Source organism: Pseudomonas sp. NFR16 (assembly GCF_900108875.1).
Lineage (GTDB): Bacteria > Pseudomonadota > Gammaproteobacteria > Pseudomonadales > Pseudomonadaceae > Aquipseudomonas.
Genome location: NZ_FNYJ01000002.1, coordinates 336,121 through 361,407, shown reverse-complemented (window position 1 = coordinate 361,407; position 25,287 = coordinate 336,121). Strand labels below are relative to the sequence as shown.

The window sequence follows — 25,287 nt, the reverse complement described above, 5'->3', positions numbered from 1 at the left end:
TCCTTTCTGAGGGACCTTCAGGAACAGTCCCTGTTCTGACCGCGTGAAAATCGCGAATGTTCGCGCTGATTCACGGGCGATTGGCCTGGAAACGTAAAAGCCGGGCACGTGCCCGGCTTTCGTACTGGCGTGGAACTTAGTTCACGCGCTTGGCGGACTTGATCAGGATCGGGTCCAGCGGAACGTTCTGCATGCCGTTTTTGCTGCCGGTCTGCACGTTGACGATCTGGTCGACCACGTCCATGCCTTTGACGACTTTACCGAACACTGCGTAGCCGAAATCCCCCTTACCGTGGTCGAGCATCGAGTTGTCGACAACGTTGATAAAGAACTGGCTGGTGGCCGAGTTCACCTCGGAAGTGCGGGCCATGGCGATTGTGCCGCGCACGTTATGCAGGCCGTTGTCGGCTTCGTTCTTGATCGGATCGTTGGTGGATTTCTGCACCATCTGCGCCGTGAAGCCGCCGCCCTGGACCATGAAGCCCGGGATCACGCGATGGAAAATGGTGTTGCTGTAAAAGTTGCTGTCCACGTACTTGAGGAAGTTCTGAGTACTGATCGGCGCTTTGTCCTGATTCAGCTCGATCTCGACCTGGCCAAAACTGGTGTCCAGCACGACATGAGGGGCAGGGGCCGCCATCAGATTGCTGGCGAACAGTGCGGCGGCGGCGGAGAGGGCGATTTTTTTCAGCATGGGCAGAGTCCTGAAATTGATGTCGACTGCAAAAAAACAGGACGTAAGGGAAGCACGTTTGAAAGGTTTTTGACAGGGGCCGGCTGGTAGAACGTGCCGGTTTGAATGATTGCCAGGCAACAGCGGCTAGTCTGCGGTGGCGTCAGGGGAGTGTGGTCTCATGACTTCGGATTCTTCGAGTAGAAACGCCAGAAGAATCCTGTTGAATTCATCCGGCTGATCCAGTGGACTGGCGTGTCGAGAGTCGTTGATTACCACCAGTCGGGCACCGGGTATGAGCCGGGTGTAAGCCTCTTTCAACGCCACCGGTGTGTAGTCGCGATCAGCGGTAACAACCAGCGTCGGGCACCCGATTCGCGATAACTTCTCCCGCACGCCCCAGCCGACAATCGCGCTGAAACTGGCGAGATACGCACGCTTGTCATTCTGCGCCCATCGCCTTGCGATCTTCTCTCGCAGGTCGGCCTGATCGGGCTTGGGAAACAGATTCTTGCCCAGCGCCTTGCCAATGGCGTGCATGCTGAATGCGCGTGCCAGCAGCCAGCGCTTGGCGAACTGCCGCCAGTCCGCGAAATTTTTGATTTTCACCTCTGGCGCGCTGTTGACGATGGTCAGGCTCTTCAACCGGTCGGGATGATCAATGGCCAGTTGAAAGCCGATCATGCCGCCCATTGACAGCCCGACGTAATGCACGGGCCCGGGTTGCAAATGGTCGAGCAGGGCAACGATGTCAGCGCTGAAACCGGCGATGCTGTAGCGCTCGCGCGGTTTGTCGGAGCGACCATGACCCCGAACGTCGACGGCAATCACCCGATAGCGCTGCGCCAGCGCCGGAATCTGATACTCCCAGTCCTGAGCACTCGACCCGAGCCCGTGGACCAACAGCACCGGCGCGCCTTGGCCGTACTCGTCATAGTGCAGGGAACAGCCGTCACGTTGGAACTGTGGCATGGGACATCCTTGTGTCTGAGTGAGAGCGGGCTTGCTCACGAAGCCCGTGATTCAGCGGCATCACACGCGACGCCTTCCCGGCTGAAGCCGGTCCTACGAAAGTTTGCAGCGTCCGTGGGACCGGCTTTAGCCGGGAACAGGCCGGTTGCATAACGTGGAGATGCATCGGCAGAAGATCAGCCTCCGCGAGCAAGCGCGTCGCCACGGGTTTGTGATCGGCCCGGAACCTGTCAATTCCGCATGCCCTCAAATCACCTGCTGTGGGGCGGCAAATGCTGCGTCGAGCGGTGCGGTGTCGAAGGTCTGGATCAGCTCGATGAGGATCTGCGTCGCCGGGCCCAGCGGTTTGTCCTTGCTGGAATAAAGGTAGAAGGTCGGATGACGGCTGCCACCTTTGTCCAGCGGCAGGATCTTCAGCACGCCTTCCTTTATCTCGCGCTCGATCATGTGCCTCGGCAACCAGGCGAAGCCCAGGCCGCTGCTGACGAAGGTGGCCGCCGTCGCCAGACTGCCGACCGTCCAGCGCTGCTCGGCACCCAGCCAACCGACGTCCCTTGGCTGGTTGCGGCCCGAGTCGCGGATCACCACCTGAAGCTGGCTTTCCAGGTCCTGGAAATTCAACTCGCGCTGCATCTGATGCAACGCGTGCTCGGGATGCGCGACGGCAACGAACTCGACAACGCTCATTTCAGTGCCCAGATAACCCGGAATGCTGAACCCGCTTATCGCCAGATCGGCCACGCCTTCAAGCAACACTTCCTCTACGCCGGACAAGACTTCTTCGCGCAGACGCACGCGACAGCCGCGGCTTTGCGGCATGAAGGCAGTCAGCGCACGAACCAGGCGCGCGTTCGGGTAAGCGGCATCCACCACCAGCCGCACCTCGGCTTCCCAGCCCTGTTCCATGTGGTGGGCCAGGTCCTCCAGCTGACTGGCGTTCTTCACCAGTTGCCGCGAACGGCGCAGCAGCACCTCGCCGGCCTCGGTCAGCACTGCCTTGCGCCCGTCGATGCGCAGCAAAGGCACGCCGAGCTGATCCTGCATTCTGGCCACGGTATAGCTGACAGATGACTGCGAACGGTGCAGCGCTTCAGCTGCCTGGGCGAAACCGCCATGGTCGACCACGGCCTGCAAGGTGCGCCATTGATCAAGGGTCACGCGGGGCGCTTTCATCTCTCGCTCCTTTAGTCCTAAGCTGGCAGTCCTTACACATTCTCGTCTGGAGACTGCCGAATGAATAAATTCTGTTGTGTGCTGCTGGCAATGCTGCCGCTGAGCGCGTTCGCCTACCCGATCGACGTGGAGAAAGATCTCAAGGGCGTGCAAATCGATTACAACAGCCACGACACTGCTTATGACATCGGCAACATCACCGTGAACAATTACGGGGACGTACCCGCCAAATGCAGCGTGGTTTTCCGCAATGGGCCGGAGGCCCCGCGCACCCGACGCGTTCAGGTCGCGCCGAAGAGCAGTACCGAGGTCACCGCAAAATTCAATCGCGAGATCGTCAAGCTGCGCATCAAGCTCAGCTGTGAGCCGCTTTGACGCAGCTCGGCGACAGAGAGGAGCGTATTGCTCTTCCTTGCATAAAACAAATTATTAGATGTTTAGCAGCAGATTTTTGCGCTTTTTAATCGATTTGTCAGAGCTTAATCTTCTCTCCATCGAATTCATCCCTCTCATTCATTCGCTGGAGGCCACACCATGTCTCGCGTCCTGATCATCGAAAGCAGCGCCCGTCAGCAAGACTCCGTTTCCCGCCGCCTGACCCAACAATTCATCAGCCAGTGGCGTGCCGCGCACCCCTCTGACGACATCACCGTGCGTGATCTGGCAGTCAAGCAAGTGCCGCACCTGGACGTCGACCTGCTGGGCGGCTGGATGAAACCTCAGGATCAGCGCAGCGCTGTGGAACAGGCTGCCCTGGAACGCTCCAACGAGTTGACTGACGAACTGCTGGCAGCGGATGTCGTGGTGCTTGCTGCGCCGATGTATAACTTCGCAATCCCCAGCACGCTCAAATCCTGGTTCGACCACGTGCTGCGTGCCGGCGTGACGTTCAAGTACGGCGAGACCGGACCGCAAGGCCTGCTCACCGGCAAACGCGCCTTCGTACTGACTGCCCGCGGCGGCATTTACGCCGGCAGCACGCTGGATCACCAGGAGCCTTACCTGCGTCAGGTGCTGGGATTCGTCGGCATCCATGACGTGACGTTCATTCATGCCGAAGGCCTGAACATGGGCGGCGATTTCTCCGAGAAAGGCCTGAACCAGGCCATTGCCCGGCTGGCTCAGGTCGCGTGATCACGTGAGGATGATCGCTTAAGCGGCCGTTAATGCCGCCGCGCGATCATCCTCGCGTTCATCGATTCCCCTTGGCACTCATCCCGCTCCTGAGTGCATTGCCCGATAGTCCCGCCTGATTGCGCCGGGTCATCGGGTTTTTTCTTGTCTGCGCAACCACCAGCTGCCTGGTTGACGGGTATCGCTTGAACAGCATCGCTCCAACCCGCTAAGGTCGCCGCCTTCAAAAAAGGGGCAACCATGGGCTATCTACTTTTCGTTACGCTGATTCAGGCGTTTTCCTTCAGCCTGATCGGCGTGTATCTGGCGGGGCACGTCGACAGTTACTTCGCCGTGCTGATTCGTGTAGTACTGGCCGGGCTGGTGTTCATTCCCCTGACGCACTGGCGTCGGGTTCCGGCGCCATTCGTGCGTGGCATGTTGCTGATCGGCGCGCTGCAGTTCGGCGTGACCTATGTCTGCCTGTACTTGAGCTTCCGTGTGCTGACGGTGCCCGAAGTGCTGCTGTTCACCATTCTCACGCCACTGCACGTGACGCTGATCGAGGATGCGCTCAATCGCCGTTTCAATCCGTGGGGGCTGCTGGCGGCGATTGTCGCAGTGCTTGGCGCGGTCATCATTCGGTACGACCGCGTGGACCCCGACTTTCTCGGCGGTTTCTTGCTGCTGCAACTGGCCAACTTCACCTACGCGGCGGGGCAGGTGCTGTACAAACATCTGGTGGCGGACCACCCCAGCGAACTGCCGCACTACCGGCGCTTCGGTTTCTTCTACCTGGGTGCGCTGGCCGTCGCGCTTCCCGCGTTTCTGCTCTTTGGCAACGCGCAGCATCTGCCCGATGCGCCGCAACAATGGGTTGTTCTGTTGTTTCTGGGACTGTGTTCCACTGCGCTGGGCATGTACTGGTGGAACAAGGGTGCCTGCATGGTCAACGGCGGTACGCTGGCCGTGATGAATAACCTGCACGTGCCGGTCGGCCTGCTGATAAATCTGTTGATCTGGGGGCAGAACGAAGACCTCGGCAAGCTGTTTTTTGGCGGCCTGGTGATCGTTTTTTCGGTGTGGATCAGTCGGCGCGGACTCGGTAAACAGCCGTTGAATCGCTGAAATAGCGGTGCTAGACGCTTGCGCTGCTTACATCATCGAGGTTGATGTTTGATATCTCCCTGCTTGGTTTTTCATGTTGGGGCTGACCGAATAGATTGGCTCCAACGAAACGAACTAACCCCACTTACTCAAAGTTCTGCGGAGATCGCCCTCATGAAAAAATCAATCGCCTTCGGTTTTGCACTTTCGATCCTGGCTGCCGGTTCTGCTTTTGCCGCTCCGGAAAAAACCTACCAACGCGCTATCGTTGATGTTTCCAGCGCCACTGTCCTGGACAGCAAAGTAGCCAGCAAAGACGCCGTCAAGCCTTTCGACACCCAGTCGTCGAGCACCGTGATCGTTGCAGAGAACCGCAAAGAGTTCGGTTCCAGCTATCAGCGCTACTGATAACGGCAAGACTGTACGCAACGCATTAAAGCCCGGCACACGCCGGGCTTTTTATTTGCCTGGAATAAATGCAAGGTCGTTACATAGTGCCCCGATTCTGCTTGCGTTTGCGCGGGGTTCGGGGAGGGTTTGCACATTATCCAATGCCCGAATGCCCGTGCCAGACGGCTGCAAGCCTTATATCAGCGGGCTTGATGTCGAATATGCTCAGGCTTGGTTTTCCATTGTCAGCACAGCCGGGTAAGTTGGCTCCAACGAAACGGATTAACCTTACTTAACGTTCTGCGGAGATCGCCCCCATGAAAAAATCAATCGCCTTCGGTTTTGCACTTTCGATCCTGGCTGCCGGTTCTGCTTTTGCCGCTCCGGAAAAAACCTACCAGCGCGCAATCGTCGATGTTTCCAGCGCCACTGCACTGGACAGCAAAGTAGCCAGCAAAGACGCCGTCAAGCCTTTCGACACCCAGTCGTCGAGCACCGTGATCGTTGCCGACAACCGCAAAGAGTTCGGTTCCAGCTATCAGCGCTACTGATTACAGCAAGACGGCATCAAACGCATTAAAGCCCGGCGCACGCCGGGCTTTTTATTGCCGATCATAAAGTCAGATTGACGGAGTTTATTGCGCCAATAGTGCTTTCCCTATTATCAGCGCAATCGATGTTCAGCATAAGTCGCGGTGTTTTTTAATTCGTCGGCGATGGGAATAAATTTAATTCAACGCCACGATTCACCCCCAACTACCGGAGACACTGATCATGAAAAAATCCATCGCCCTGGGCTTCGCGTTGTCGGTTCTGGCAGCCACCTCTGCCTTCGCCAGTCCGCAAGCTTCCACCGCCGGCCAGACCATCGTTCTGGAACCCACCTACATCCACGCCACGGCCATCAATGCCGACGGCGCAGATAAAACCGGCGTCAAACCTTTCGCCAGCCCATCGACCAACACCGTTATCGTCGCTGACAACCGCAAAGAATTCGGCTCGCAGTATCAGCGTTACTGAGTGCAGCAATCGCGCACTGACCATCAAAAGCCCGGCGGACGCCGGGCTTTTTGTTGCGCGAGTGAAAAGGCGCAGCCTCTGCTTCCATGTATACACCGGCTCTGCGCGCCAATGTCTTACGACCTTGCCAGACCGATCCGCATGTCCGATCCACTCGGCTGCTGATAAAGACTCAGCCCGAACTCCGGCAACACCGCCAGCAGGTAATCGAAGATATCGCCCTGAATGCGTTCGTAGTCGGCCCAACTGGTGGTGCGCGTGAAGCAGTAGATTTCCAGCGGAACGCCCTGCGCTGTCGCCTCCATCTGACGCACCATGCAGGTCATGTCCGGGTGAACGTCCGGATGGCTTTTCAGGTACGCCAGCGCGTAGGCGCGGAAAGTACCGATATTGGTGATCCGGCGCCGGTTTGCCGACAATTCCGCAACGCTGCCCTGGGCTTCGTTCCAGGCTTTGAGCTCGGCTTTCTTGCGACCCATGTAGTCCGTCAGCAGGCGAACCTGGGTCAGTTTCAGTTCCTCGCTGTCCGACACGAAGCGCACCGCGCTGGCATCGATGTACAGACTGCGCTTGATCCGCCGACCGCCAGCCTGCTGCATGCCACGCCAGTTCTTGAACGACTCGGACATCAGCCGCCAGGTCGGGATCGAGACAATGGTCTTGTCGAAGTTCTGCACCTTGACGGTGTGCAGCGTGATATCCACCACGTCGCCGTCGGCGCCGACTTGCGGCATTTCGATCCAGTCCCCCACGCGCAACATGTCGTTGCTGGTCAGTTGGACGCTGGCGACGAACGACAGCAGCGTGTCTTTGTAAACCAGCAGAATGACCGCCGACATCGCGCCCAGTCCCGACAGCAACAGCAGTGGCGAGCGGTCAATCAGCGTGGCGACGATGATGATCGCGGCGAACACATACAGAATCATTTTCGCCAGCTGCACGTAGCCCTTGATCGACCGCGTTCGGGCATGTTCGGTACGGGCGTAGATGTCCAGCAGCGCGTTGAGCAGCGCGCCAAGCGTCAGCATCAGCGAGAGGATGGTGAACGCCAGGGCGACGTTGCCCAGCACGTGGCTGGCCACCGGCGTCAGATCTGGCACCAGGTTCAGGCCGAACTGGATCACCAGCGACGGCGTGATCTGGGCGAGCCGATGGAAGACTTTGTTGTGCAGAAAGTCGTTCAGCCAGAACAGGGCCGGCTGGCGGCCTAGAGCTTTCATGCCGTGCAGCAGCAGGAAGCGCGCAAGGCGGCCAAGTGCGAAAGCCGCGACCAGCAACATGAACAACCCCAGCGTCGCGCGCAGCACGGGTTGATGTTCGAGCAGGTCCCAGATCTCCTGGGCGCGGAGCCAGATCGAGTGAGTGTCCATGGGCGCAGATTCTCCTGGTAAAAAAAGGGCGCGATTAGAGCACTGTTGAGCAACACAAAGCAGTGCTCGGCAGATCCGGTAACAAAATAGGCCGTTCGAGGTAAAGAGACTCGGCGAAGACCGCTTAAACCGGTAACCTATGCGACTGTTTTTTTGTATTCCGCCGAGGTAACACCCGTGTTCTCCCAATTCGCCCTGCACGAACGCCTGCTCAAAGCCGTGGCCGAACTCAATTTCGTCGAGCCTACGCCTGTGCAAACAGCGGCCATTCCGCTGGCGCTGGAAGGACGCGATCTGCGGGTGACGGCGCAAACCGGCAGCGGCAAGACTGCCGCGTTCGTATTACCGATGCTCAATCGCCTCATGGGGCCGGCCAAGGTTCGCGTGGACATTCGCGCCTTGATTCTGTTGCCGACCCGCGAGCTGGCGCAGCAGACGCTCAAGGAAGTCGAGCGCTTTTCGCAGTTCACCTTCATCAAGGCGGGCCTGATCACCGGCGGTGAGGATTTCAAGGTTCAGGCCGCGATGCTGCGCAAGGTGCCGGACATTCTGATCGGCACACCGGGTCGCCTGCTCGAGCAACTTAATGCGGGCAATCTGGATCTCAAACAGGTGGAGCTGCTGGTGCTCGATGAAGCCGACCGCATGCTCGACATGGGGTTCGCCGAAGACGTCGAGCGTCTGGCGGGTGAGTGCGCCAATCGTCAGCAGACCATGCTGTTCTCGGCCACCACCGGTGGGTCGGGCCTGCGCGAGATGATCGCCAAGGTGTTGAAGGATCCTCAGCATCTGCAAGTCAACAGCGTCAGCGAACTGGCTGCGGGTACCCGCCAGCAGATCATCACCGCCGACCATAACGTGCACAAAGAACAGGTTCTGCACTGGCTGCTGGCGAACGAGACCTACCAGAAAGCGATCATTTTCACCAACACCCGGGCCATGGCCGATCGCATTTACGGTCGCCTTGTGGCGCTGGAGTACAAGACGTTCGTGCTGCACGGTGACAAGGACCAGAAGGATCGCAAGCTGGCCATCGATCGCCTGAAGCAGGGCGGCGTGAAGATTCTGGTCGCCACCGACGTGGCCGCTCGCGGTCTGGACGTCGAAGGCCTGGACATGGTCATCAACTTCGACATGCCACGCACGGGTGACGATTATGTCCACCGCATCGGCCGCACGGGCCGCGCCGGTGCAGAAGGCCTGGCGATTTCGCTGATCACCCACGGTGACTGGAACCTGATGTCCAGCATCGAGCGCTACCTCAAGCAGAAGTTCGAGCGCCGCACCATCAAAGAAGTCAAAGGCAGCTACACCGGGCCGAAGAAGGTCAAGGCTTCGGGTAAGGCGGTGGGCGTGAAGAAGAAAAAGACTGACGCAAAAGGCGACAAGAAGGCCGCCGACAAGAAAAAAGCCGCCAAGGGCCCGACCAAGCGCAAGACGGTGAACCGTCCGAAGGCCGAATCGCTGGTCAGCCAGGACGGCATGGCGCCATTGAAAAAGCGCGTTACTCGTCCGCCGGTTTCCGAATAACGCGTCGTTGAATCCATGCGCCGGCTGGGGGCATGGATCACGTGACGTTCTGCAGGCGTGAGTGGGCGCCTGCAGCGTCCTGTCAGCGGCAGGCAGCGGGTTGAACTCAGCCCTGCGCTTTCTTCGCCGCTTCGTCCATCTCTTTCAAGCGCTGATCGATCAACTGGCATTTGTCCGGAACGTCTTTGGCCGCCGTCTCCAGCTGCATGTCCTTGATCTCTTGATTCAGCTCCTTGGCCTTCGCCGGGTTCTGCTGCGTCAGCCTTTGCACCTCCTGCGCCAGCTGTTCGCGTTTGGCCTCTGCCTCTTCCGGCGTGCAGGCCCACACCGGCACGGCTGCAAGCAGCGTCAGCGCGGTGGTGATGCTCATCAGGGTTTTCATGATTGCCTCGGTATCCATTGCGGGCTTACTGAAGTGGAGAGGGGCGCTCATGCAAAAGTTCAGCGCGCGACCGCCCGGCCAGCGGGCTGAACGGCGGTCTACGGCTTCGGTCACATTTTCAGAGCACCAAGCCCGATGACTGGACGTCACGGGTAACTATCTCTGCTGGAGGTTGGAATATGTCTGATGCATCTGACAACAAAAGCTACGACTGGGACCTGATCGAGCGTCTGCTGCATGAAGTACAGAACAGCGCCGATAAAGCATTCGCGCCTCGCAAATATGCCGAAGAACATGCGGCGGCCAAAGCCGCCGAAGGTGAGAGTGCGGGCAATCTGGATACATTGAAAAGCCAGGCCGCTGACCTGGAGGCGTTGCTGTTGAAACGCGGATTCATCGAATCGCGGCCTGAGGAAGAGGGCGGAAACGGTGAAAACTTCGTCCTGACGCCACGCGGTTCACGCCTGCTGGCCATGATCGACAGCGGTATTCCCGGCGACACCGGTCCGCGTCAGGCGCTGGATAATCTTGCGGATCCGCTGGATCCTGAGAAGTTTGACAGCATTGCGTCGCAGCCTCAGACATCGCCTGGCGCGATCTGAATCTTCGGGGCCGGGTCCTCTGGACACCGGCTCACGACGAGCAAGTACGCGTCGCTGCTGAGCGAACGCTTCGCCCGGTTCAGGAAGCTTTCTTCGCCCCTTTCAAACAGGCCAGGTCATTGAAGTCGTTACGCACGTCAGCGATTTTCTCAAGCAGTTTCTGGCGCTGATCCGGCGAACTCTGAGCGACGAGGTCGCTGATCAGGGAAATGGCGGCGTGTTCAGTGTGGTCATACGCTTGGCGGTACTCGGGCGTCCAGAAGGTCTCGCGATCCTGTAGAAGACTGGCAATCTTTTGATCGAAACCGGGCAACTCGCGCTGTCTGACGGCGTTGACAAGCAACGACTGCCAGTGCGCGCGGTTATCGATCCACAGTCGGTTCTGTTCGCCCAGCGATGTCGACCACTGCATCACGCGGTCTCGTTGCACGGGACTGAGCTTGCCGATCCAGGGGTTCAGGCGTTTTTCCATCCGCTGGGCACGATCACGGATCTGCTTGTCCAGCGGTTGATCGACGAACTCGGCCTCATGCTTCTGCATGTCCTTGGCGAACGCCGATTCCATCTCCGCGACCTGCTGATCGTTGAGCTGACGGAGCAACTGAACGGCTGACGGAGTGATTTCCCGTGAAACTGCTGCAATGGCCTGACGCGCCTCGTCGGTTCGAGCCTCGAGCTGTTGCTCGTTTACCTGATGGGTTTCGACCATGTTCTGCAGACGATCCAGCCAATCCAGATAGCCCGGAATCTGCGTGGTGCAGTGCCAGCTCAGGTGCTCTTTCAGGCGCTCGTCCAGCCAGTCCTTCTGTGCGGCATTCATGTCCAGATAGTCGTTCAACGACCAGGGAATGATCAGATCAAGATGCCGGTAGGTCAGACCAATCTGGCTGCAGCCTGCCAGCAGCATCAGGCTCAGGCACAACGAAATACAGGTCTTCAGCGCGCTCCGCATGACAGCTCCTTGCTCGTTGACTTCCCAGTTATAGAGCAAGCCGGTTCATGCCAGTTCAGCCAATCAGAAAAACGAGCGGACCACTTTCAGGGTGACCGCGCCTTCGCATTGGGTGTTATGGCCGCTGTACGCGCTGCAATCGGCGCCGTTGAGGCTCGACCCGCTGTAGATCAGGTTCATGTCCATGCCCATCCAGGGGCGAGACACATTGAACGACCAGTCGTTGTAAGTGCTGACCACGCCGCCGCCTTCGATCACTGACGGCGTGTCGAGCTGATGATTGCCGTATTGCATGCGCAGGTCCAGGCCCAAGGGAATGAGGCTGCCCAGGTCCAGAAATAACGTGCTGTCCTGACGCCCCGCATCGGTGCTGAAGGCTGTGCCAATGCGGCTGTCGAAGATCCGGAATCCTGCATAAAGCTCATGGCTGTCGAGCTGATCGGTGTTCGGGTAGCTGTAACGGATGACGCCGAGCTCATACCCGAGGGTTTTGTCGAAGGGCTTTTTGAAGCCCATGTAGGAGTCGACTTCAAGCGCCGTGTCCGGAGTAAGGCCTGCACTGGGTGACCACTGGCCAAAATAGAAACCGCTGTCGTGTGTCAGGTCCAGGCCGCCGTGAAACGCCGTGTCGCCGCCACTCGGCGTGACGAGACCTTGAGCCATCGTCCGGCTGGGTGTGGTGCCCAGCTTGAGACTGAAATCACCCAGTTCGCGCTCTATGACCTGAGCACTGGCGGTCTGATGCACAAACATTGCGCCGGTGAAAAGCGCAACGCTCCATCGTATGAAACAGCGAGCATAAGGCATGCTTCACTCCTTTCAGATTCAGAGGAGTGGGATCGAAGGTGTCTTATCGGTACGCCGATTGGCTCGATAGGAACCGCGAGCTAGAGCGTCGCAAGCATACCGCCGATTGCCGCGACGACTCGACCGCTCATCGATTCGATGCAGAAAATGTGAACTTCGCGATCAGTTGCCCTGCGAAATCAGCTTGTTGACCACGATCAAGGCTTCGGGAAAAGAAGGGTATCCGCTCTTGGCTACATCGAGTTCGTCGTACTGCGCGCGGTACCGGATAGCCTTGGCTTGATCCTGTGTGGCGGTGCGCTGGGCCATCAACGCAACGGCCAGTGGATACTTGCGATCGGCGGAGTCCTTGAGCTTGTCGTTGACCTGCGCCTCATCTGCATTCTGCCGCAGCATCAGCACCGCCTGATAAAACTCGGCCTCACCGGTAGTGTCTTCGCGAGCGGCTCGTTGCAGCAGAGCACTGGCCAGCTCGTAATTTTCCTGACGACGCTCATTGATCAGCAGCTTGGCCTGCAGCATATCGTTCTGATACAGCAGATACTCTGCGCGGCATGAACTGCCCGCGACCGTGTTGTCACACCCGTGAGTCGCACAACCGCCCAGACCGAGACAGACCAGGGCGCCGAAGAACATCCATTTTTTCATATCGGGTTTCCGCAGGGACGACAGGAAAAATCAGGGCATCGTCCTGTCTGTCTGGTCATTCAGCCGAATGCTGTGTCGGGACAGCGACGAGCGGTCAATGACGGACAGTAAAGCAGAGCTTTATGCAGCGGGGATCGATGGACCTGGCGCTTTGTGTTCAAAGCGCCTGGATGTCGACCGCGGGGGCGGGGAAAAATTTTACTTTTTGCCGAGGGAGATCTGTTTCGACGGGCCGAAGGTCTGGCCGCTGACGCCTTTGGCGATCTGCTGGATTTCGCCGCCGGATTTCAGGAAAGCTGCGATCTGGGCGTTGATCGAATCACTGGTCTCAACGGCTGGAGCTGGCTTGGCTTTCGAGTTGGATGCTTTTACGCGCATGGCTGCTATTAACCTATATAAAATTAATACGGCCGGCCATGTTATCTGAATGCGCAGGAGATTGCTCGGCAAATATTGGCGCGGAACCCTATACCCATAAGTCGACAAGACGCAAATCATTTCCTGAAAATAATCGGTAAATGCCTGTTTTAATTGCCAAGTCCGCGATGAAGCCGTCCGCGAATTGACGTGCGATGACGCTTTGAATTCTATCCGCGACCTGACGAATGGCCTTTCGCGGCCGATGCGTTGCGCCGTTCAAGCCTCTCAAAACGTTGATTTTCAAGGCCTGCGGCGGCGCCGATTAAACCCGTTCGGGGCAAGCGGCAAACCGCTGGCAAACTCGGGTAGAATGCCGCCCACGTAATGAGGGTATCTGGACATGGCTTTAGTCGGACGCTACAACAGTTTGCAAGTGGTCAAACACACGAACTTCGGTTTATATCTGGACGGTGCGCAGGACGGCGAAATATTGCTGCCCAACCGTTATATCCCGAAAGATATTCCCAGTGAAGATGAAGACTGGCTCAACGTTTTTATTTACCTGGACAGCGATGACAAGTTAATTGCTACCACTGAAAAACCCAAAGTTCAGGTGGGCGAATTCGCCAGTCTCAAAGTGGTTGAAGTCAACAGCATCGGGATCTTCCTCGATTGGGGCCTGCCCAAGGATCTGCTGCTGCCTTACTCCGAGGAGAAGCGTCCGCTGAAGGCCGGCGACTACTGCGTCGTCCACGTTTACCTGGACAAACACACCCGCCGCATCACTGCGACCACCCGCCTGGACCGCTACATGGACAAAGTGCCGGCCAACTATTCGGTCGGGCAGGAAGTCGACCTGCTGGTGGCCGAAGAGACCGCGATGGGGTTCAAGGCCATCATCAACAACAAGCACTGGGGCCTGATCCACAAGAACGAAGTGTTCAAGTTCCTGCGCCCGGGCAAACAGGAAAAAGGCTTCATCAAGGAAGTGCGCAGCGACGGCAATATCAGCCTGAGCCTGCAGCCAGTGGGCGAACAGCTTGCCAGTAGCCTGAACGCGAAAATTCTTGGCAAGTTACGCGAGAACAACGGGGTGTTGCCGGTCAGCGACAAGAGCGATCCGCAGGTGATCAGCAATCTGTTCGGTGTCAGTAAAGGCAACTTCAAGAAAGCCATCGGCGCCTTGTACAAACAAGGCCAGCTTGTCATTCACGCCGACCGCATCGAGCTGGTCTGAACCCAGCAGTCGTGCCCCGCGCCTCCGCTTGCCGGGGCGCGGCGTTCACGTCAGCGAAGGTGAGAGCCGGCGTTCCGGCCCGCGCGTTTATTTCTGCACGAAGCCTGCAAAGCTCAGGCTGGCGCCGTTGGGACGCATGTCCTTGAGGTAGGAATCCTTGTCGGCGGACAGCTCGAGGCTGACAGTCGACTTGCGTTTGCCTTCGTTACGAATGACCACGCCGTCCTTGTTCTCGCGCAGGAATCGAGTGGTCACCTTCAGATGGATCAACTCGTCGGTGGCCGGTGTATGCAGCAGCAGGTGCAGCCATTCGTACTGGCCCACTGCAAGGCGGCTGACGGGCAGGTCGAACCACCAGATATTGCGCTTGGGGTCCAGAGTGGCGAAATGGGTGTTGTTGGTGCCGAGCACAGCGCCACCCAGTTGTTCGTTGCGGCGCGCGATGGCCTGCTGCTTGTCGAGTTTCATAACGTTCCTGTGGATCTCTGTCTCGTGAATCTGGTGTTGCATGATAGGCACTGCCCGGCTCGGGGGCGCATTCTCCGGGGTTCTGAAGCAAAACTAAAGGCAAACTTGGCCGACGGGACGAATTGTCCGGTGGCGTCGATTATTGCCGCCGGGAAAATAATTGAAACTCTGCGCGAAGGCGGTCAGTCAATCATTACGTCGAGGTTATGACACCCGATTCCGCTTCCGGAATCTCACACTGGAGAAATTCCCATGAGCAGCACCAGCGATAAAGTCAAAGGTATGGCCAACGAAGCAGCCGGTAACGTCAAACAAGGCGTGGGCAAAGTGACTGACAACGACAAACTGCGTGCTGAAGGCAAGGCGCAGGAAATCAAAGGTGAAGCGCAGCAGACGGCCGGCAAGGCCAAAGACGCTGTCAAGAAAGGCGTCGACAAGGCCTGAGGCCTCTTCGCTTCAGGCGTATGAGTCTGGGGCGGACACATGCTTCACCCATAACGGCCATCCTCGGATGGCCGTTATCATGTCTGGTGCTGTTTTTTGAAACGCATCGGGTATGGCAAAACTGCTTAACTGTCTGTAAAAAACCGGCCCGTTGCAGCGGGCACACGGAATTTCAAAGCGTTTGCCCGCTCGTATAGGTAAATGTGCTTCAGATACGTCTACGTTGCGAAAGGAGACGCCATGATATTCCCGGATTTGCGCCGACTGCGTCTGACGACGGTGTTGGTCAGAACGGTTAAAGAATTCCTCGATGACGAGATGTCGACGTACGCCTCGGCATTGGCTTATCAGATGCTGTTTTCGTTGTTCCCGTTTTTACTGTTCCTCATCGCCCTGATCGGTTTCCTGCACCTGCCGGACTTTTTCAGCTGGTTGCGATTGCAGTCCGAGCTGGTGCTGCCGCCTCAGGCGCTGGATCAGGTCAATCCGGTTATCGATCAACTGCAGCAATCCAAAGGCGGGCTCCTGTCCATCGGTATCGTCATTGCGTTGTGGACCGCTTCGGCGGGGGTGCGCCTGATGATGAGCGCGATGAACGCAGCCTACGACGTGGTCGAAGAACGGCCGGTGTGGAAGCGCATTCCATTGTCAGTGCTCTACACCATCGGCATTGCCGGGATGCTGCTGGCCGCTGCCGCATTGATGGTCACCGGGCCTCAAGTGATCAGCTGGCTGGCTGCGCAGATCGGCATGGAAGATTTCATCGTCACGCTGTGGACGATTCTGCGCTGGCCGCTGATCATCATCTTGCTGATGGTCGCGGTAGCGATCATGTATTACGTGATGCCGGACGTTAAGCAAAACTTCCGCTTCATCACACCCGGTTCAGTATTGGCCGTCGTGGTGTGGATCGTCGCCTCCCTGGGCTTTGCCTATTACGTGAAGACGTTCGCCGATTACAACGCGATGTACGGCAGCATCGGAGCGATCATCGTGTTGCTGCTGTATTTCTATATCTCGGCCGCGGTGTTGTTGCTGGGTGCCGAAATGAATGCCGTGATCGAGCACATGTCTGCCGAGGGCAAGGACAAGGGCGAGCGCGAGGCGGGCGAAAACGACGGCGCCACCGGCGCGGGCAAAACCTCTTACGAGCCCGCTTACGAAAAGCAGCATCTGTCTGGGCTGGGTCGTGATCATCGCCACGATCACGACTACGAACAGCAGCCCCAGGTGCTCAAGACCGACAAACCCTGATCGAGAATGTGGCAGGATGCGCCTTTATCCGGCGCGTCCGCCCAGTCGAAAGGTTCTGCCATGATTCGTGAAATTCTGAAAATGGGTGACGAGCGCCTGCTCCGCGTGGCGCCGCCTGTGCCTGCATCGATGTTCGGCTCTCGTGAGTTGAAGACGCTCATCCAGGACATGTTCGAAACCATGGAAAGCGTGGGTGGCGTGGGCCTTGCCGCGCCGCAGATCGGTGTCGACCTGCAGCTGGTGATCTTCGGATTCGAGCGCAGCGAGCGTTATCCCGATGCCGAACCCGTGCCGCAGACCATCTTGCTCAACCCGCTGATCACACCGCTGGCGCCCACGCTGGAAGAAGGCTGGGAAGGGTGCCTGTCGGTGCCGGGGCTGCGGGGTGTGGTGGAGCGTTACGAACACATCCGTTACGAAGGTTTCGATCCCGACGGCAAGCCTGTTCAGCGTACCGCCCGCGGTTTCCACGCACGGGTGGTGCAGCATGAATGCGATCACTTGATCGGCCGTTTGTACCCGTCGCGCATCACCGATTTCAGCCGCTTCGGTTTTACCGAGGTGCTGTTCCCGGACATGGACCCGAACGCGGACGATTGACTTCGGGTCTTCCGGGCTCACCTATTTGCCGGGCTTGATGAAGCGTAGCGTCATCCTGTCCGACTCGCCGATGGCAAGGTACCTGGCCCTGTCCTGATCACCTTTGATCAAGGCTGGTGGCAGGGTCCAGACGCCGTCCGGGTAGTCCTTGGTGTCTTTGGGATTGGCGTTGATTTCGCTTTCTCCGGCCAGCGTGAAGCCTGCGTTTTGCGCCAGCTTGATCACGTAATCCGTGGGCAGGTAGCCGTTCTTCTCGTTGTCTTTCGCATTCGTGCCGCTTTTCGCGCGGTGATCGACAACGCCCAGCGTGCCGCCCGGCTTGAGCACCTCATAGAAGGCCTTGAAGGTTGCCGCTTCGTTGCCGGCATCGACCCAGTTGTGCACATTGCGGAAGGTCAGGACCGTGTCTGCCGACCCCGGCTTGCCCAGGACCGGGGCCGCTGGCGCATATTCCACGACCTCGACCTTGCCGTAATGCGCGGGGTCGGCGGCGTATTTCTGCTTCAGGCTATCGGCGGATTTCCTGGCGTAGTCGCTGACTGAAGGCGCGACGATCGCCGCCACGTAATGACCCTTTTCCTTGAGCAGCGGCGCCAGCAGTTCGCTGTACCAACCGTTGCCGGGGGTGATCTCGATGACCGTCTGGTCATCGCGCAGACCGAAGAATTGCAGGGTCTGCTCGGGATGGCGGTATTGATCGCGGGCAGCGTTCTGCGGCACGCGCCAGTCGCCGGCAAGTAACGAGGCGAACTGCGCATGGCTGATAGTCGAGGCTGGCGCAGGTGTTGCGGCAGTGGCCAGCGTCGGGCCGATGAGTACTGCCAGGGACAAAGCCAGAAGCGTGCGTTTCATGTGCATCCCGTTCGATCAGAAGTGATGGGCGAGGCTAGCACGCGGGATTCAGCGGGGAATGGCACATTTGGTTTGGTGGTCCGCACCAACGGATCTAAGGATTGCGACGTCGGGGTAAACCAGTGCGACCAGCGGTTTTGTCTGGCGATAACGGGCCAGCCGATCAGCCAGGGTCCGGGGCAGGTCCTCTGTCTCGATAAAACCCAACCGCTGGTAAAAGCCTGCGACCAGAGCCGGCTCGCAGAACAACCAGACGCAGCCCTGGACGGGCGCGACGGCAGCCTTCACCAGACCTGCGCCAATGCCGCGTCCGCGCATCGATGGCGCGACGAATAACCCGGTGAGCCAGTGCCCTTCGGCCATCGGTGTCAGGCACAGGCCGCCCACCACTTCGCCGGTCTTCGCGACCCAGAACTGCGCCTCGCCTTTGCTGCGCATGGAGGAGCGCTGCGCACGGTAAAACTTGTCCAGCAGGGGACGTTGCAGGTCGGGCAGGGCGTGAAACCGGATCGTGGACATCTGCGTACAAGGTTGGGGACGTATCGCGCAGCGTAGCGCTCGGGGCTTCGTTCTACCGTCATAACCAATCGATCTACAAGTTTTTCCTGCGCCGATGCACATCCCTGTATCAGCCCGACTGCAGGAACCGGCAATGCCCAACTATCTGGACGACGCGCAACGCGATGAGATCGTACGCCTGCGCACGAGCTTCACTGGCCGCACGGAGTGGCCGACGTGGTTGCTGTTGATCGCTGTGTATGCCGGCTGGCCTGTGCTGATGCTGCTCAGTCCGACGCTGGGTGTGTGGCCGACCACGCTGCTGTTGATCCCGCTGCTGATCCTGTGGATGTCGCTGCAGCATGAGCTGCTTCACGGCCATCCGACTCGCCGTGCGTGGCTGAACAAAATGCTCGGTTACGCGCCCTTCGCGGTCTGGTATCCCTACACGCTGTACCGTGACACCCATCTGCAGCACCACTGCGACGAGGACCTGACCATTCCGGGCCGGGATCCGGAAAGTCGTTACCTCAGCCAGACCCGCTGGCAGCAGACTGGCGCGCCGATGCGTCTGCTATGCTGGCTGGACAAAACGCCGCCAGGGCGTCTGGTGTTTGGCGTGCCGCTGGCGCTCTACGGCCTGATCGTCGGGGAAGCAACGCGTCTGCAGCAAGGCGAGCGACAGGCGTGGGCGATGTGGGTGACGCACGGGGTCTTCCTGGTGTTGATGTTCGGTTTCATCGAGCGTTACAGCGCGTTGTCCAGCCTGCATTACCTGGTTTTCGGCACCGTTCCGGCGCTGGCCATTTCCATGGTCCGCTCGTATTACGAGCATCGGCCCAGCGAACAACCGCAGCAGCGCACCGTGATCAACGAGGCATCATGGCCGTGGGGCTGGTTGTTTCTGAACCTCAATCTGCACCTGGTTCATCACGACTTGCCAGGGCTTTCCTGGTACCACATTCCGCAGGTATATCGCGCCCGCCGCGAGCAGTGGCTGGCACGCAGCGGTGGTTTTCTGGTGCCCGGATATGCTGAACTGTTCCGGCGTCACAGTTTCAGTCCCATCGACAGCCCACAGCACCCTTACGTCTAGACCCGGAACTCGAACATGCCCCAGAGATTTGCCGAACTGCTGATGTATGTCGCGCCAGCGCGCGTCCAGGAGGCACAGGAAAAGTGGCTGCTGCAAGCACTGGACATCCTCGGCGTGGAGCGTCTGGATGCGCAGGCGCTGGACTTGAAACAGCTGTGGTTGTCGCCGCAGCTGCTGCTCGCTCAGACCTGCGGTTATCCACTGATGACCGCGTTGCGCGGGCAGGTTCAGGTGGTCGGTCGACCAGTGTATCAACTGGCCCACAGCGCTGACGGCAACCATTGCAGCCTTTTGGTCGCGCGTGCCGACGATGCGCGTCAGACGCTTGAGGCTTTCCGCGGCAGCCATGGCGTGCTCAATTCGCGGGATTCCAACTCGGGCATGAACCTGCTGCGTCACACGCTCGCGCCCTTGCAGCAGGACGGCCGGTTCTTTGCCCAGGTGTCCTTGTCGGGCGGGCATCGCAACAGCCTGGCCCGGATCAAGGCCGGAGAAGGGGATCTTGCCGCCATCGACAGCGTGACGTTCGACTATCTGGCCCGCGACCAGAGTGAGGAGATCGCTGGCATCAAGGTGATTGCCCGCACGGCGGCGGGACCCTGTCTGCCGTTCATCACCCGCCTGGATAACGACGGCGCAGCGATCCGCAGGGCGCTCAATCAGGCACTCGAAGCGTTGCCGGACGTCGCACAAACGCTGGCGATCAGTGAAGTGCTGCCTACGGCCGAAGGCGATTATCAGGTCCTGCTCGATTATGAACGTGACGCCCATAGGCAGGGCTTGAGCACGCTTTAGGCGGTTCGATCCTGTGAGCGCGACTGCCACCGCGTCGGCGCGGGCTAAGGACTTCCGCTGATTCCATTTATTTCCGATTCGTCTATAAGAAGCACTTTTAAGTCTTTTTACTGCATAACGGCACTTGTTAGCATGGCGCCACCGGCACTCCCGGGATAACAAGAACACGTCAGGGGACGTCTCATGGCTGGCGCCGATCTTACCCATCGCCAATACCTCAGCGAGTTGTTCGTACAGCACCATGCGTGGCTGTGCGAGCGCCTGCGTCGGCTGCTGAAGTCTCGCGAATGCGCACAAGACATCGCTTCGGAAACCTTCCTGCAACTGCTCGGGTCGCCCAATGTGGTGCCGATCCGTCAGCCGCGCGCACTGCTGACCACCATCGCCCAGCGCCTGATCTATCAGCGCTGGCGCCGCGGCGATCTGGAACGCGATTACGTGCAGGGGCTGGCGCAGGAGGAACAGCAGGCGCCTTCCCCCGAGCATCTGGCGGCCGCGCTGCAGACCCTCGACCGCATCGACCGGCGCCTCAACCGTCTCCCGCTCAAAGTCAAAGCGACTTTCGTGCTCTCCCACACACAAGGCCTGACCTACCCCGAAATTGCCGTGCAACTGGGCATCTCGCAAAGCTCGGTCAGTGCTTACATGGACAAAGCTGAAACCTGTTGCCGGCGCGCTTGTCTGGAATGAAGCGTGAGCTGTGCTAAACCCAACTGGGCCTTTCCTAATCTTGAGCCACGAGAGACAACGATGACATCGATCAAACACTGGCTGGGCGGCTCGCTGCTGGCCTTGGCTGCGCTGGCGAGCTCAGCGAACGCCGCAGAAAAGACAGCGCCGATCCACTTCGGCGACATCACCTGGGAAAGTGGTAGCCTGATCACCGAGATCCTGCGCACCATCGTCGAAAAGGGTTACGGTTACCCCACCGACAAACTGCCTGGCAGTACTGTCAGCCTTGAAGCCGCGCTGGCTAAAAACGACATTCAGGTGATCGGCGAAGAGTGGGCCGGCCGCAGCCCTGCGTGGGTCAAGGCTGAAGCCGAAGGAAAGGTGCACGGCCTTGGCAACATCGTCAAAGGCGCGACTGAGGGTTGGTGGGTGCCGGAGTTCGTGATCAAGGGCGACCCGGAAAAAGGCATCAAGCCGCTGGCGCCGGACCTGAAATCAGTCGCCGATCTGCCCAAATACAAGGACGTGTTCAAGGATCCCGAATCGCCGGACAAGGGGCGTTTCCTCAACAGCCCGACCGGCTGGACCTCGGAGATCGTCAACACGCAGAAGCTCAAGGCCTACAAACTCAACGACAGCTACGTCAACTTCCGCACCGGCTCGGGCGCCGCGCTGGATGCGGAAATTGCCTCATCGATCCGTCGCGGCAAACCGGTGCTGTTCTATTACTGGTCACCCACGCCGCTGCTTGGACGGTTCAAGCTGATCAAGCTGGAAGAGCCGCCGTTCAACGAAGCCGCCTGGAAAACCCTGTCCGATGCCAGCAATCCGAATCCGATCGGCTCCAGTTCACTCGCGGCGCATCTGGCCATCGGCGTCTCGGAGCCTTTTCACAAGCAGTATCCGGAGCTGGTGAGCTTCTTCGAAAAGGTTGACCTGCCTATCGACCAGTTAAACAAAACGCTGGGCGTGATGAGCGAGAAGCGCCAGGAACCGGATGCCGTGGCCAAGACCTTCCTCAAAGACCACCCGGAAATCTGGAAAGCCTGGGTGCCTGCCGACGTCGCGCAGAAAGTCTCGGCGGCGCTGTAAGGCCGGGTTGCGCCGGGCCGTCAGTGATTGGACCCCTGACAGCCCGGTATCAAACCCCTGTGAAGCCAGTTCTTCACCCCTCTGCCGCTGGTCACAAACGCCAGCCTGCGCCATGCTCAAGGCTTGTGCCCGCAGGATTTGCGACCATGACTCATCACGCTCTATCCCGGCATACCGAGCGCCTGACGCTGCGTGAGTTGATCCCTGACGACACGCAGGCCATGGCGCAGATACTCGGCGACGCTGAGGTCATGCGTTATTCGGTACGCGGGGTACTGTCGGAAAAGGCCACGGCTGAATTCATCAAGTGGTGCCGTCATTCCTACCGCCAGTACGGTTTCGGGCCGTGGGCGGTGGTGGACAACGCCTCTTCAATCTTGGCCGGATTCTGCGGTCTGAATGCTGAGCGCGTGGATGGGGCCGACGAGGTCGAGCTCGGGTATCGGCTGGCGTCAGCGTTTTGGGGTAGAGGATTGGGCACCGAGGCAGCGCGTTGCGCGCTGCAAGCGGGATTCGCAGGCGCCGGTGTTGATTCAGTGATCGCTATCGTCCACCCCGCCAATGTGGCGTCCGTCCGGGTGATACAGAAAGTCGGCTTCCAACGCTTCGTGCACAGTCAGTACCACCGTCAGGGTGTGAGGATCTATCGCATGAGCGCGCAGCAATGGTCGTCATTTAACCCGTCTTGTACCTGAGCTGACCGATTATGTGCGCCTGGAGAACTGGCAAAGCAGGGCTCAACTGCTAGTTTCACCGAACGTGACACCGAGCCGTCAATGAGTTGATCACACTGATAAAAGTCGCCGGGGAGAGGACATGGGATATTGCAGATCGACTGCGTTGACGATTTCAAAGGGGGCGAGCGCGCTGATGCTCAGCCTGTTGCTCGCGACGGCTGCCCAGGCCAGGGCATCGGAAGCGGCGCCCGCAGCGCCCGTGCCAGACAGCGCGCTGACATTCGTCAAGGACCGCCATCTGGGAGAAAGTCTCGGCTGGCTCGGCTATCAGGTTGCGTCACGCACCGTGGCGTTCTCCACCCTCGTCGAGGCGGTCGGTCGGACCAAGGCGCAGGAAATCGTGCAAGACGAGCTCCAATACCTGCAGCCTCAATATCAGCAGGAATGGGACCGGAATCTGGCCGCAGCTTACGCCGCTTCCTTTACGCCCGAAGAACTTCAGGCGCTGGACATCGGCGACCCGGAGCCTGAAATCGCCAATAAATTTCGCACCAAACAGCGCGATGTCGGCATGGACATGAAAGAGCGCTCCAGTGAATTGCTCAAGGTCTATGTGTCGACTGCACTGGACAACGCGCTGAAAAAAGCCAAGCCTTGAGACCGCCTGACCCTGCACGAGCAGGGCTGCAGATTTATTGACCCTACGGGAGAGGAACCATGGACCCATTCATGCAGGCTGCGATTGACGAGGCGCAAAAGGGGTTGGCCGAGGGCGGCATTCCGATCGGTTCGGTCATCGTCCACGACGGCAAGATCATTGGGCGCGGGCACAATCGCCGGGTCCAGGAAGGCAGCGCGATCAAGCACGGCGAGATGGACGCCTTCGAAAATGCCGGTCGCCAACCCGCCCGCGTCTATCGCGAGGCCACGCTGTACACCACCTTGTCGCCCTGCGCGATGTGCAGCGGGGCCATCCTGCTTTACGGCATCCGCAAGATCATCGTCGGCGAGCACGAGACGTTCATGGGCGAAGAAGCGTTGCTGCGCTCGCGCGGCGTCCAGGTCGACGTCGTCCACAACCCCACCTGCATCGCCCTGATGAAGCAATTCATCGCCGACAAGCCAGAGCTGTGGAACGAAGACATCGGCGAGTAATATTCCGATATCGAGCACGTCAACGCGGCTTACCGCTGGCGATTTGCCGGGTTGCAGCGGTGAGCCCAAAGTCAATCCAGCTGCAGTGTCGAGTTGAACTGGCTGATGGCATCCACCACGTGGCGGGAGCCTTGCTGGATTTCCAGGATGACTTCTCCGGCTTCGTTGGCCAGTTCCACGCCAGTGCCGGTTCGGCTGAGGCTGGATTGCATGCTTGAAACCGCGCTTTTTGCCAGTTCGTTGTTCTGTCGCACCACGTCGACGATCTCAACCGTAGCTTTACTCGTTCGTGCCGCCAGGCCGCGTACTTCGTCGGCGACCACAGCAAACCCGCGACCATGCTCGCCCGCACGGGCGGCTTCAATGGCAGCGTTGAGGGCCAGCAGGTTGGTCTGATCGGCGATGCCGCGGATGGTCTGGACGATGCTGGCGATGACTTCCGACTGTTTATTCACCGCATCGATGCTCCGCGCGGCCTCGTTGAGGTCGTTGGAAATCTGCTCGATCACTTCCACGGTCTGCTGCACCACGCTCGAACCCTTTTGCGCGCTGGCGTCGTTGCGTACCGAGGTGTCATGTGCGGTGGCGGCCGCATGGCGCTGGACCGTCACTTGCTCGGTGATGTCGCTGGCAAACTTGACGACTTTGTACAGCCGGCCTTTCACGTCGAACAGCGGGTTGTAGGAGGCTTCCAGATAAACCGTCTGACCCAGTTTGTTCACCCGCTCGAAGCGATGGGAGTGATACTCCCCGCGATTGAGCGAGGCCCAGAAGGCTTTGTAGGCCGGCGACTCCACTTCGGCGCGGGTACAGAACATGCTGTGATGCTGCCCAATGACTTCGTTCAGCGAGTAATGCATGGTCTGCAGAAAATTCTCGTTGGCGGTGAGCACGCGGCCGTCCGGGGAGAATTCGATGATCGCCATCGAGCGTCCGATCGCATCGATCATGCTTTGGTTTTCATGCTCCTTGTGCGAGCGCTCGGTGATGTCGGACGCGATCTTGACGACGCTCTGAACGTTGCCGCCGGCATCGAATACCGGCACATAACCCGCTTCCAGCCAAATTTCCCGGCCGGATTTGTCCAGGCGCATGAACGTCCCGCACACCGGCTCGCCCCGCGCCAGATCACGCCAGAGCCTGGAGTACGCCTCGCTCTCATGAAAGGCTTTTTCGCAAAAGATCCGGTGATGCTTGCCCACCAATTCCTCGCGTTCATAGCCCATTGCGCGGCAGAATTTCTCGTTGGCATCGAGAATGATGCCGTCAGGCGTGAATTCGATCATCGCCATGGCCCGGCTGATGGCCGCAAGCTTGGACTGAGACTGGCTCAGCGCCGCCGTGGACA

31 protein-coding genes and 2 pseudogenes are annotated in these 25,287 nt (G+C 59.0%); 19 read left to right on the top strand and 14 right to left on the bottom strand.

Features of this window, described 5'->3' with window-relative positions; all coding sequences use genetic code 11:
* Positions 1-136: 136 nt before the first annotated feature.
* From BMZ10_RS10385 to BMZ10_RS10375, 3 genes are all read right to left on the bottom strand, one after another.
* Positions 137-694, bottom strand: a complete 558-nt coding sequence (locus BMZ10_RS10385; RefSeq protein WP_093461034.1) for a peptidylprolyl isomerase — start codon at positions 692-694, stop codon at positions 137-139.
* Between the two features lie 126 nt (positions 695-820).
* The gene (locus BMZ10_RS10380) at positions 821-1,645 is read right to left on the bottom strand and encodes an alpha/beta fold hydrolase (RefSeq protein WP_093461031.1); all 825 of its coding nucleotides are present in this window, start codon (positions 1,643-1,645) and stop codon (positions 821-823) included.
* A gap of 246 nt (positions 1,646-1,891) precedes the next feature.
* Positions 1,892-2,818, bottom strand: coding sequence for a LysR family transcriptional regulator (locus tag BMZ10_RS10375; RefSeq protein ID WP_093461028.1), 927 nt, complete (start codon positions 2,816-2,818; stop codon positions 1,892-1,894).
* A gap of 60 nt (positions 2,819-2,878) precedes the next feature.
* On the opposite strand from BMZ10_RS10375, the gene BMZ10_RS10370 reads away from it, so the two are divergent.
* From BMZ10_RS10370 to BMZ10_RS10340, 6 genes are all read left to right on the top strand, one after another.
* On the top strand, positions 2,879-3,193 hold the full coding sequence (locus BMZ10_RS10370) for a 3-phosphoglycerate kinase (protein ID WP_093461026.1): 315 nt from the start codon (positions 2,879-2,881) through the stop codon (positions 3,191-3,193).
* A gap of 159 nt (positions 3,194-3,352) precedes the next feature.
* Positions 3,353-3,952, top strand: a complete 600-nt coding sequence (locus tag BMZ10_RS10365; protein WP_093461024.1) for an FMN-dependent NADH-azoreductase — start codon at positions 3,353-3,355, stop codon at positions 3,950-3,952.
* A 240-nt stretch (positions 3,953-4,192) separates the two neighbouring features.
* A complete protein-coding gene (locus tag BMZ10_RS10355; protein WP_093461020.1) occupies positions 4,193-5,059 on the top strand; it encodes a carboxylate/amino acid/amine transporter in 867 nt (288 codons plus the stop codon).
* A 153-nt stretch (positions 5,060-5,212) separates the two neighbouring features.
* Positions 5,213-5,446, top strand: coding sequence for a hypothetical protein (locus tag BMZ10_RS10350; protein ID WP_093461018.1), 234 nt, complete (start codon positions 5,213-5,215; stop codon positions 5,444-5,446).
* Between the two features lie 299 nt (positions 5,447-5,745).
* Positions 5,746-5,979, top strand: coding sequence for a hypothetical protein (locus tag BMZ10_RS10345; protein WP_093461016.1), 234 nt, complete (start codon positions 5,746-5,748; stop codon positions 5,977-5,979).
* Between the two features lie 223 nt (positions 5,980-6,202).
* Entirely contained in the window at positions 6,203-6,448 is a 246-nt protein-coding gene (locus tag BMZ10_RS10340; protein WP_093461014.1) for a hypothetical protein, read from the top strand.
* A gap of 116 nt (positions 6,449-6,564) precedes the next feature.
* On the opposite strand, the gene BMZ10_RS10335 is transcribed toward BMZ10_RS10340, so the two are convergent.
* Complete coding sequence (locus BMZ10_RS10335; protein ID WP_093461012.1) at positions 6,565-7,818, bottom strand: mechanosensitive ion channel family protein; 1,254 nt, start codon at positions 7,816-7,818, stop codon at positions 6,565-6,567.
* A gap of 177 nt (positions 7,819-7,995) precedes the next feature.
* Here BMZ10_RS10335 and BMZ10_RS10330 point away from each other — a divergent pair, with 177 nt between their 5' ends.
* Positions 7,996-9,348, top strand: coding sequence for a DEAD/DEAH box helicase (locus tag BMZ10_RS10330; RefSeq protein ID WP_093461010.1), 1,353 nt, complete (start codon positions 7,996-7,998; stop codon positions 9,346-9,348).
* A 106-nt stretch (positions 9,349-9,454) separates the two neighbouring features.
* Here the strand turns inward: BMZ10_RS10330 and BMZ10_RS10325 are convergent, their stop codons facing one another.
* Positions 9,455-9,730, bottom strand: coding sequence for a hypothetical protein (locus BMZ10_RS10325; protein WP_093462541.1), 276 nt, complete (start codon positions 9,728-9,730; stop codon positions 9,455-9,457).
* 179 nt (positions 9,731-9,909) lie between these two features.
* On the opposite strand from BMZ10_RS10325, the gene BMZ10_RS10320 reads away from it, so the two are divergent.
* Positions 9,910-10,332: a transcriptional regulator gene (locus BMZ10_RS10320; RefSeq protein WP_093461008.1), complete on the top strand. Its 423-nt coding sequence runs from the start codon at positions 9,910-9,912 to the stop codon at positions 10,330-10,332.
* A 79-nt stretch (positions 10,333-10,411) separates the two neighbouring features.
* On the opposite strand, the gene BMZ10_RS10315 is transcribed toward BMZ10_RS10320, so the two are convergent.
* The 4 genes from BMZ10_RS10315 to BMZ10_RS10300 all read right to left on the bottom strand — a co-directional run bounded on the left by BMZ10_RS10315 (position 10,412) and on the right by BMZ10_RS10300 (position 13,117).
* Entirely contained in the window at positions 10,412-11,284 is an 873-nt protein-coding gene (locus tag BMZ10_RS10315) for a DUF6279 family lipoprotein (RefSeq protein ID WP_093461006.1), read from the bottom strand.
* A gap of 63 nt (positions 11,285-11,347) precedes the next feature.
* Positions 11,348-12,091: a TorF family putative porin gene (locus BMZ10_RS10310; RefSeq protein WP_093461004.1), complete on the bottom strand. Its 744-nt coding sequence runs from the start codon at positions 12,089-12,091 to the stop codon at positions 11,348-11,350.
* 162 nt (positions 12,092-12,253) lie between these two features.
* Positions 12,254-12,739, bottom strand: coding sequence for a hypothetical protein (locus tag BMZ10_RS10305; RefSeq protein ID WP_093461002.1), 486 nt, complete (start codon positions 12,737-12,739; stop codon positions 12,254-12,256).
* A gap of 198 nt (positions 12,740-12,937) precedes the next feature.
* Complete coding sequence (locus BMZ10_RS10300; RefSeq protein WP_037012170.1) at positions 12,938-13,117, bottom strand: hypothetical protein; 180 nt, start codon at positions 13,115-13,117, stop codon at positions 12,938-12,940.
* Positions 13,118-13,499: 382 nt separating this feature from the next.
* Between BMZ10_RS10300 and BMZ10_RS10295 the strand changes: the two genes are divergently transcribed.
* Positions 13,500-14,336: a CvfB family protein gene (locus tag BMZ10_RS10295; RefSeq protein WP_093461000.1), complete on the top strand. Its 837-nt coding sequence runs from the start codon at positions 13,500-13,502 to the stop codon at positions 14,334-14,336.
* Positions 14,337-14,423: 87 nt separating this feature from the next.
* On the opposite strand, the gene BMZ10_RS10290 is transcribed toward BMZ10_RS10295, so the two are convergent.
* Positions 14,424-14,804, bottom strand: coding sequence for a hypothetical protein (locus BMZ10_RS10290; protein ID WP_093460998.1), 381 nt, complete (start codon positions 14,802-14,804; stop codon positions 14,424-14,426).
* 252 nt (positions 14,805-15,056) lie between these two features.
* On the opposite strand from BMZ10_RS10290, the gene BMZ10_RS10285 reads away from it, so the two are divergent.
* The 3 genes from BMZ10_RS10285 (at position 15,057) to def (ending at position 17,102) form a co-directional block, all read left to right on the top strand.
* A complete protein-coding gene (locus BMZ10_RS10285; protein ID WP_093460996.1) occupies positions 15,057-15,248 on the top strand; it encodes a CsbD family protein in 192 nt (63 codons plus the stop codon).
* A gap of 240 nt (positions 15,249-15,488) precedes the next feature.
* Positions 15,489-16,502 (top strand): YihY/virulence factor BrkB family protein, encoded by a 1,014-nt coding sequence (locus BMZ10_RS10280; RefSeq protein WP_093460994.1) that lies wholly within the window; start codon positions 15,489-15,491, stop codon positions 16,500-16,502.
* 60 nt (positions 16,503-16,562) lie between these two features.
* On the top strand, positions 16,563-17,102 hold the full coding sequence (gene def / locus BMZ10_RS10275) for a peptide deformylase (RefSeq protein ID WP_093462538.1): 540 nt from the start codon (positions 16,563-16,565) through the stop codon (positions 17,100-17,102).
* Positions 17,103-17,123: 21 nt separating this feature from the next.
* On the opposite strand, the gene BMZ10_RS10270 is transcribed toward def, so the two are convergent.
* On the bottom strand, positions 17,124-17,954 hold the full coding sequence (locus BMZ10_RS10270; RefSeq protein ID WP_093460992.1) for a class I SAM-dependent methyltransferase: 831 nt from the start codon (positions 17,952-17,954) through the stop codon (positions 17,124-17,126).
* A gap of 48 nt (positions 17,955-18,002) precedes the next feature.
* A complete protein-coding gene (locus BMZ10_RS10265) occupies positions 18,003-18,473 on the bottom strand; it encodes a GNAT family N-acetyltransferase (RefSeq protein WP_093460990.1) in 471 nt (156 codons plus the stop codon).
* Positions 18,474-18,606: 133 nt separating this feature from the next.
* Between BMZ10_RS10265 and BMZ10_RS10260 the strand changes: the two genes are divergently transcribed.
* From BMZ10_RS10260 to BMZ10_RS10230, 7 genes are all read left to right on the top strand, one after another.
* The gene (locus BMZ10_RS10260; RefSeq protein ID WP_093460988.1) at positions 18,607-19,548 is read left to right on the top strand and encodes a fatty acid desaturase; all 942 of its coding nucleotides are present in this window, start codon (positions 18,607-18,609) and stop codon (positions 19,546-19,548) included.
* Between the two features lie 15 nt (positions 19,549-19,563).
* Positions 19,564-20,343: a phosphate/phosphite/phosphonate ABC transporter substrate-binding protein gene (locus tag BMZ10_RS10255; RefSeq protein ID WP_093460986.1), complete on the top strand. Its 780-nt coding sequence runs from the start codon at positions 19,564-19,566 to the stop codon at positions 20,341-20,343.
* A gap of 183 nt (positions 20,344-20,526) precedes the next feature.
* Positions 20,527-21,033 carry a sigma-70 family RNA polymerase sigma factor gene (locus BMZ10_RS10250; RefSeq protein WP_093460984.1) on the top strand — a complete coding sequence of 169 codons (507 nt, stop codon included), beginning with the start codon at positions 20,527-20,529 and terminating at the stop codon, positions 21,031-21,033.
* 60 nt (positions 21,034-21,093) lie between these two features.
* Positions 21,094-22,107 carry an ABC transporter substrate-binding protein gene (locus BMZ10_RS10245; protein ID WP_093460982.1) on the top strand — a complete coding sequence of 338 codons (1,014 nt, stop codon included), beginning with the start codon at positions 21,094-21,096 and terminating at the stop codon, positions 22,105-22,107.
* A 146-nt stretch (positions 22,108-22,253) separates the two neighbouring features.
* Positions 22,254-22,802: a GNAT family N-acetyltransferase gene (locus tag BMZ10_RS10240; RefSeq protein WP_093460980.1), complete on the top strand. Its 549-nt coding sequence runs from the start codon at positions 22,254-22,256 to the stop codon at positions 22,800-22,802.
* A 175-nt stretch (positions 22,803-22,977) separates the two neighbouring features.
* Positions 22,978-23,442, top strand: coding sequence for a hypothetical protein (locus BMZ10_RS10235; protein ID WP_093460978.1), 465 nt, complete (start codon positions 22,978-22,980; stop codon positions 23,440-23,442).
* Positions 23,443-23,501: 59 nt separating this feature from the next.
* Complete coding sequence (locus BMZ10_RS10230) at positions 23,502-23,939, top strand: nucleoside deaminase (protein ID WP_093460976.1); 438 nt, start codon at positions 23,502-23,504, stop codon at positions 23,937-23,939.
* A gap of 71 nt (positions 23,940-24,010) precedes the next feature.
* Here the strand turns inward: BMZ10_RS10230 and BMZ10_RS28280 are convergent.
* Both BMZ10_RS28280 and BMZ10_RS28275 read right to left on the bottom strand, forming a co-directional pair.
* A pseudogene (locus BMZ10_RS28280) lies at positions 24,011-24,445 on the bottom strand (methyl-accepting chemotaxis protein); the annotation flags it as partial.
* Between the two features lie 102 nt (positions 24,446-24,547).
* Positions 24,548-25,225, bottom strand: a pseudogene (locus BMZ10_RS28275) (PAS domain-containing protein); the annotation flags it as partial.
* Positions 25,226-25,287: the final 62 nt, after the last annotated feature.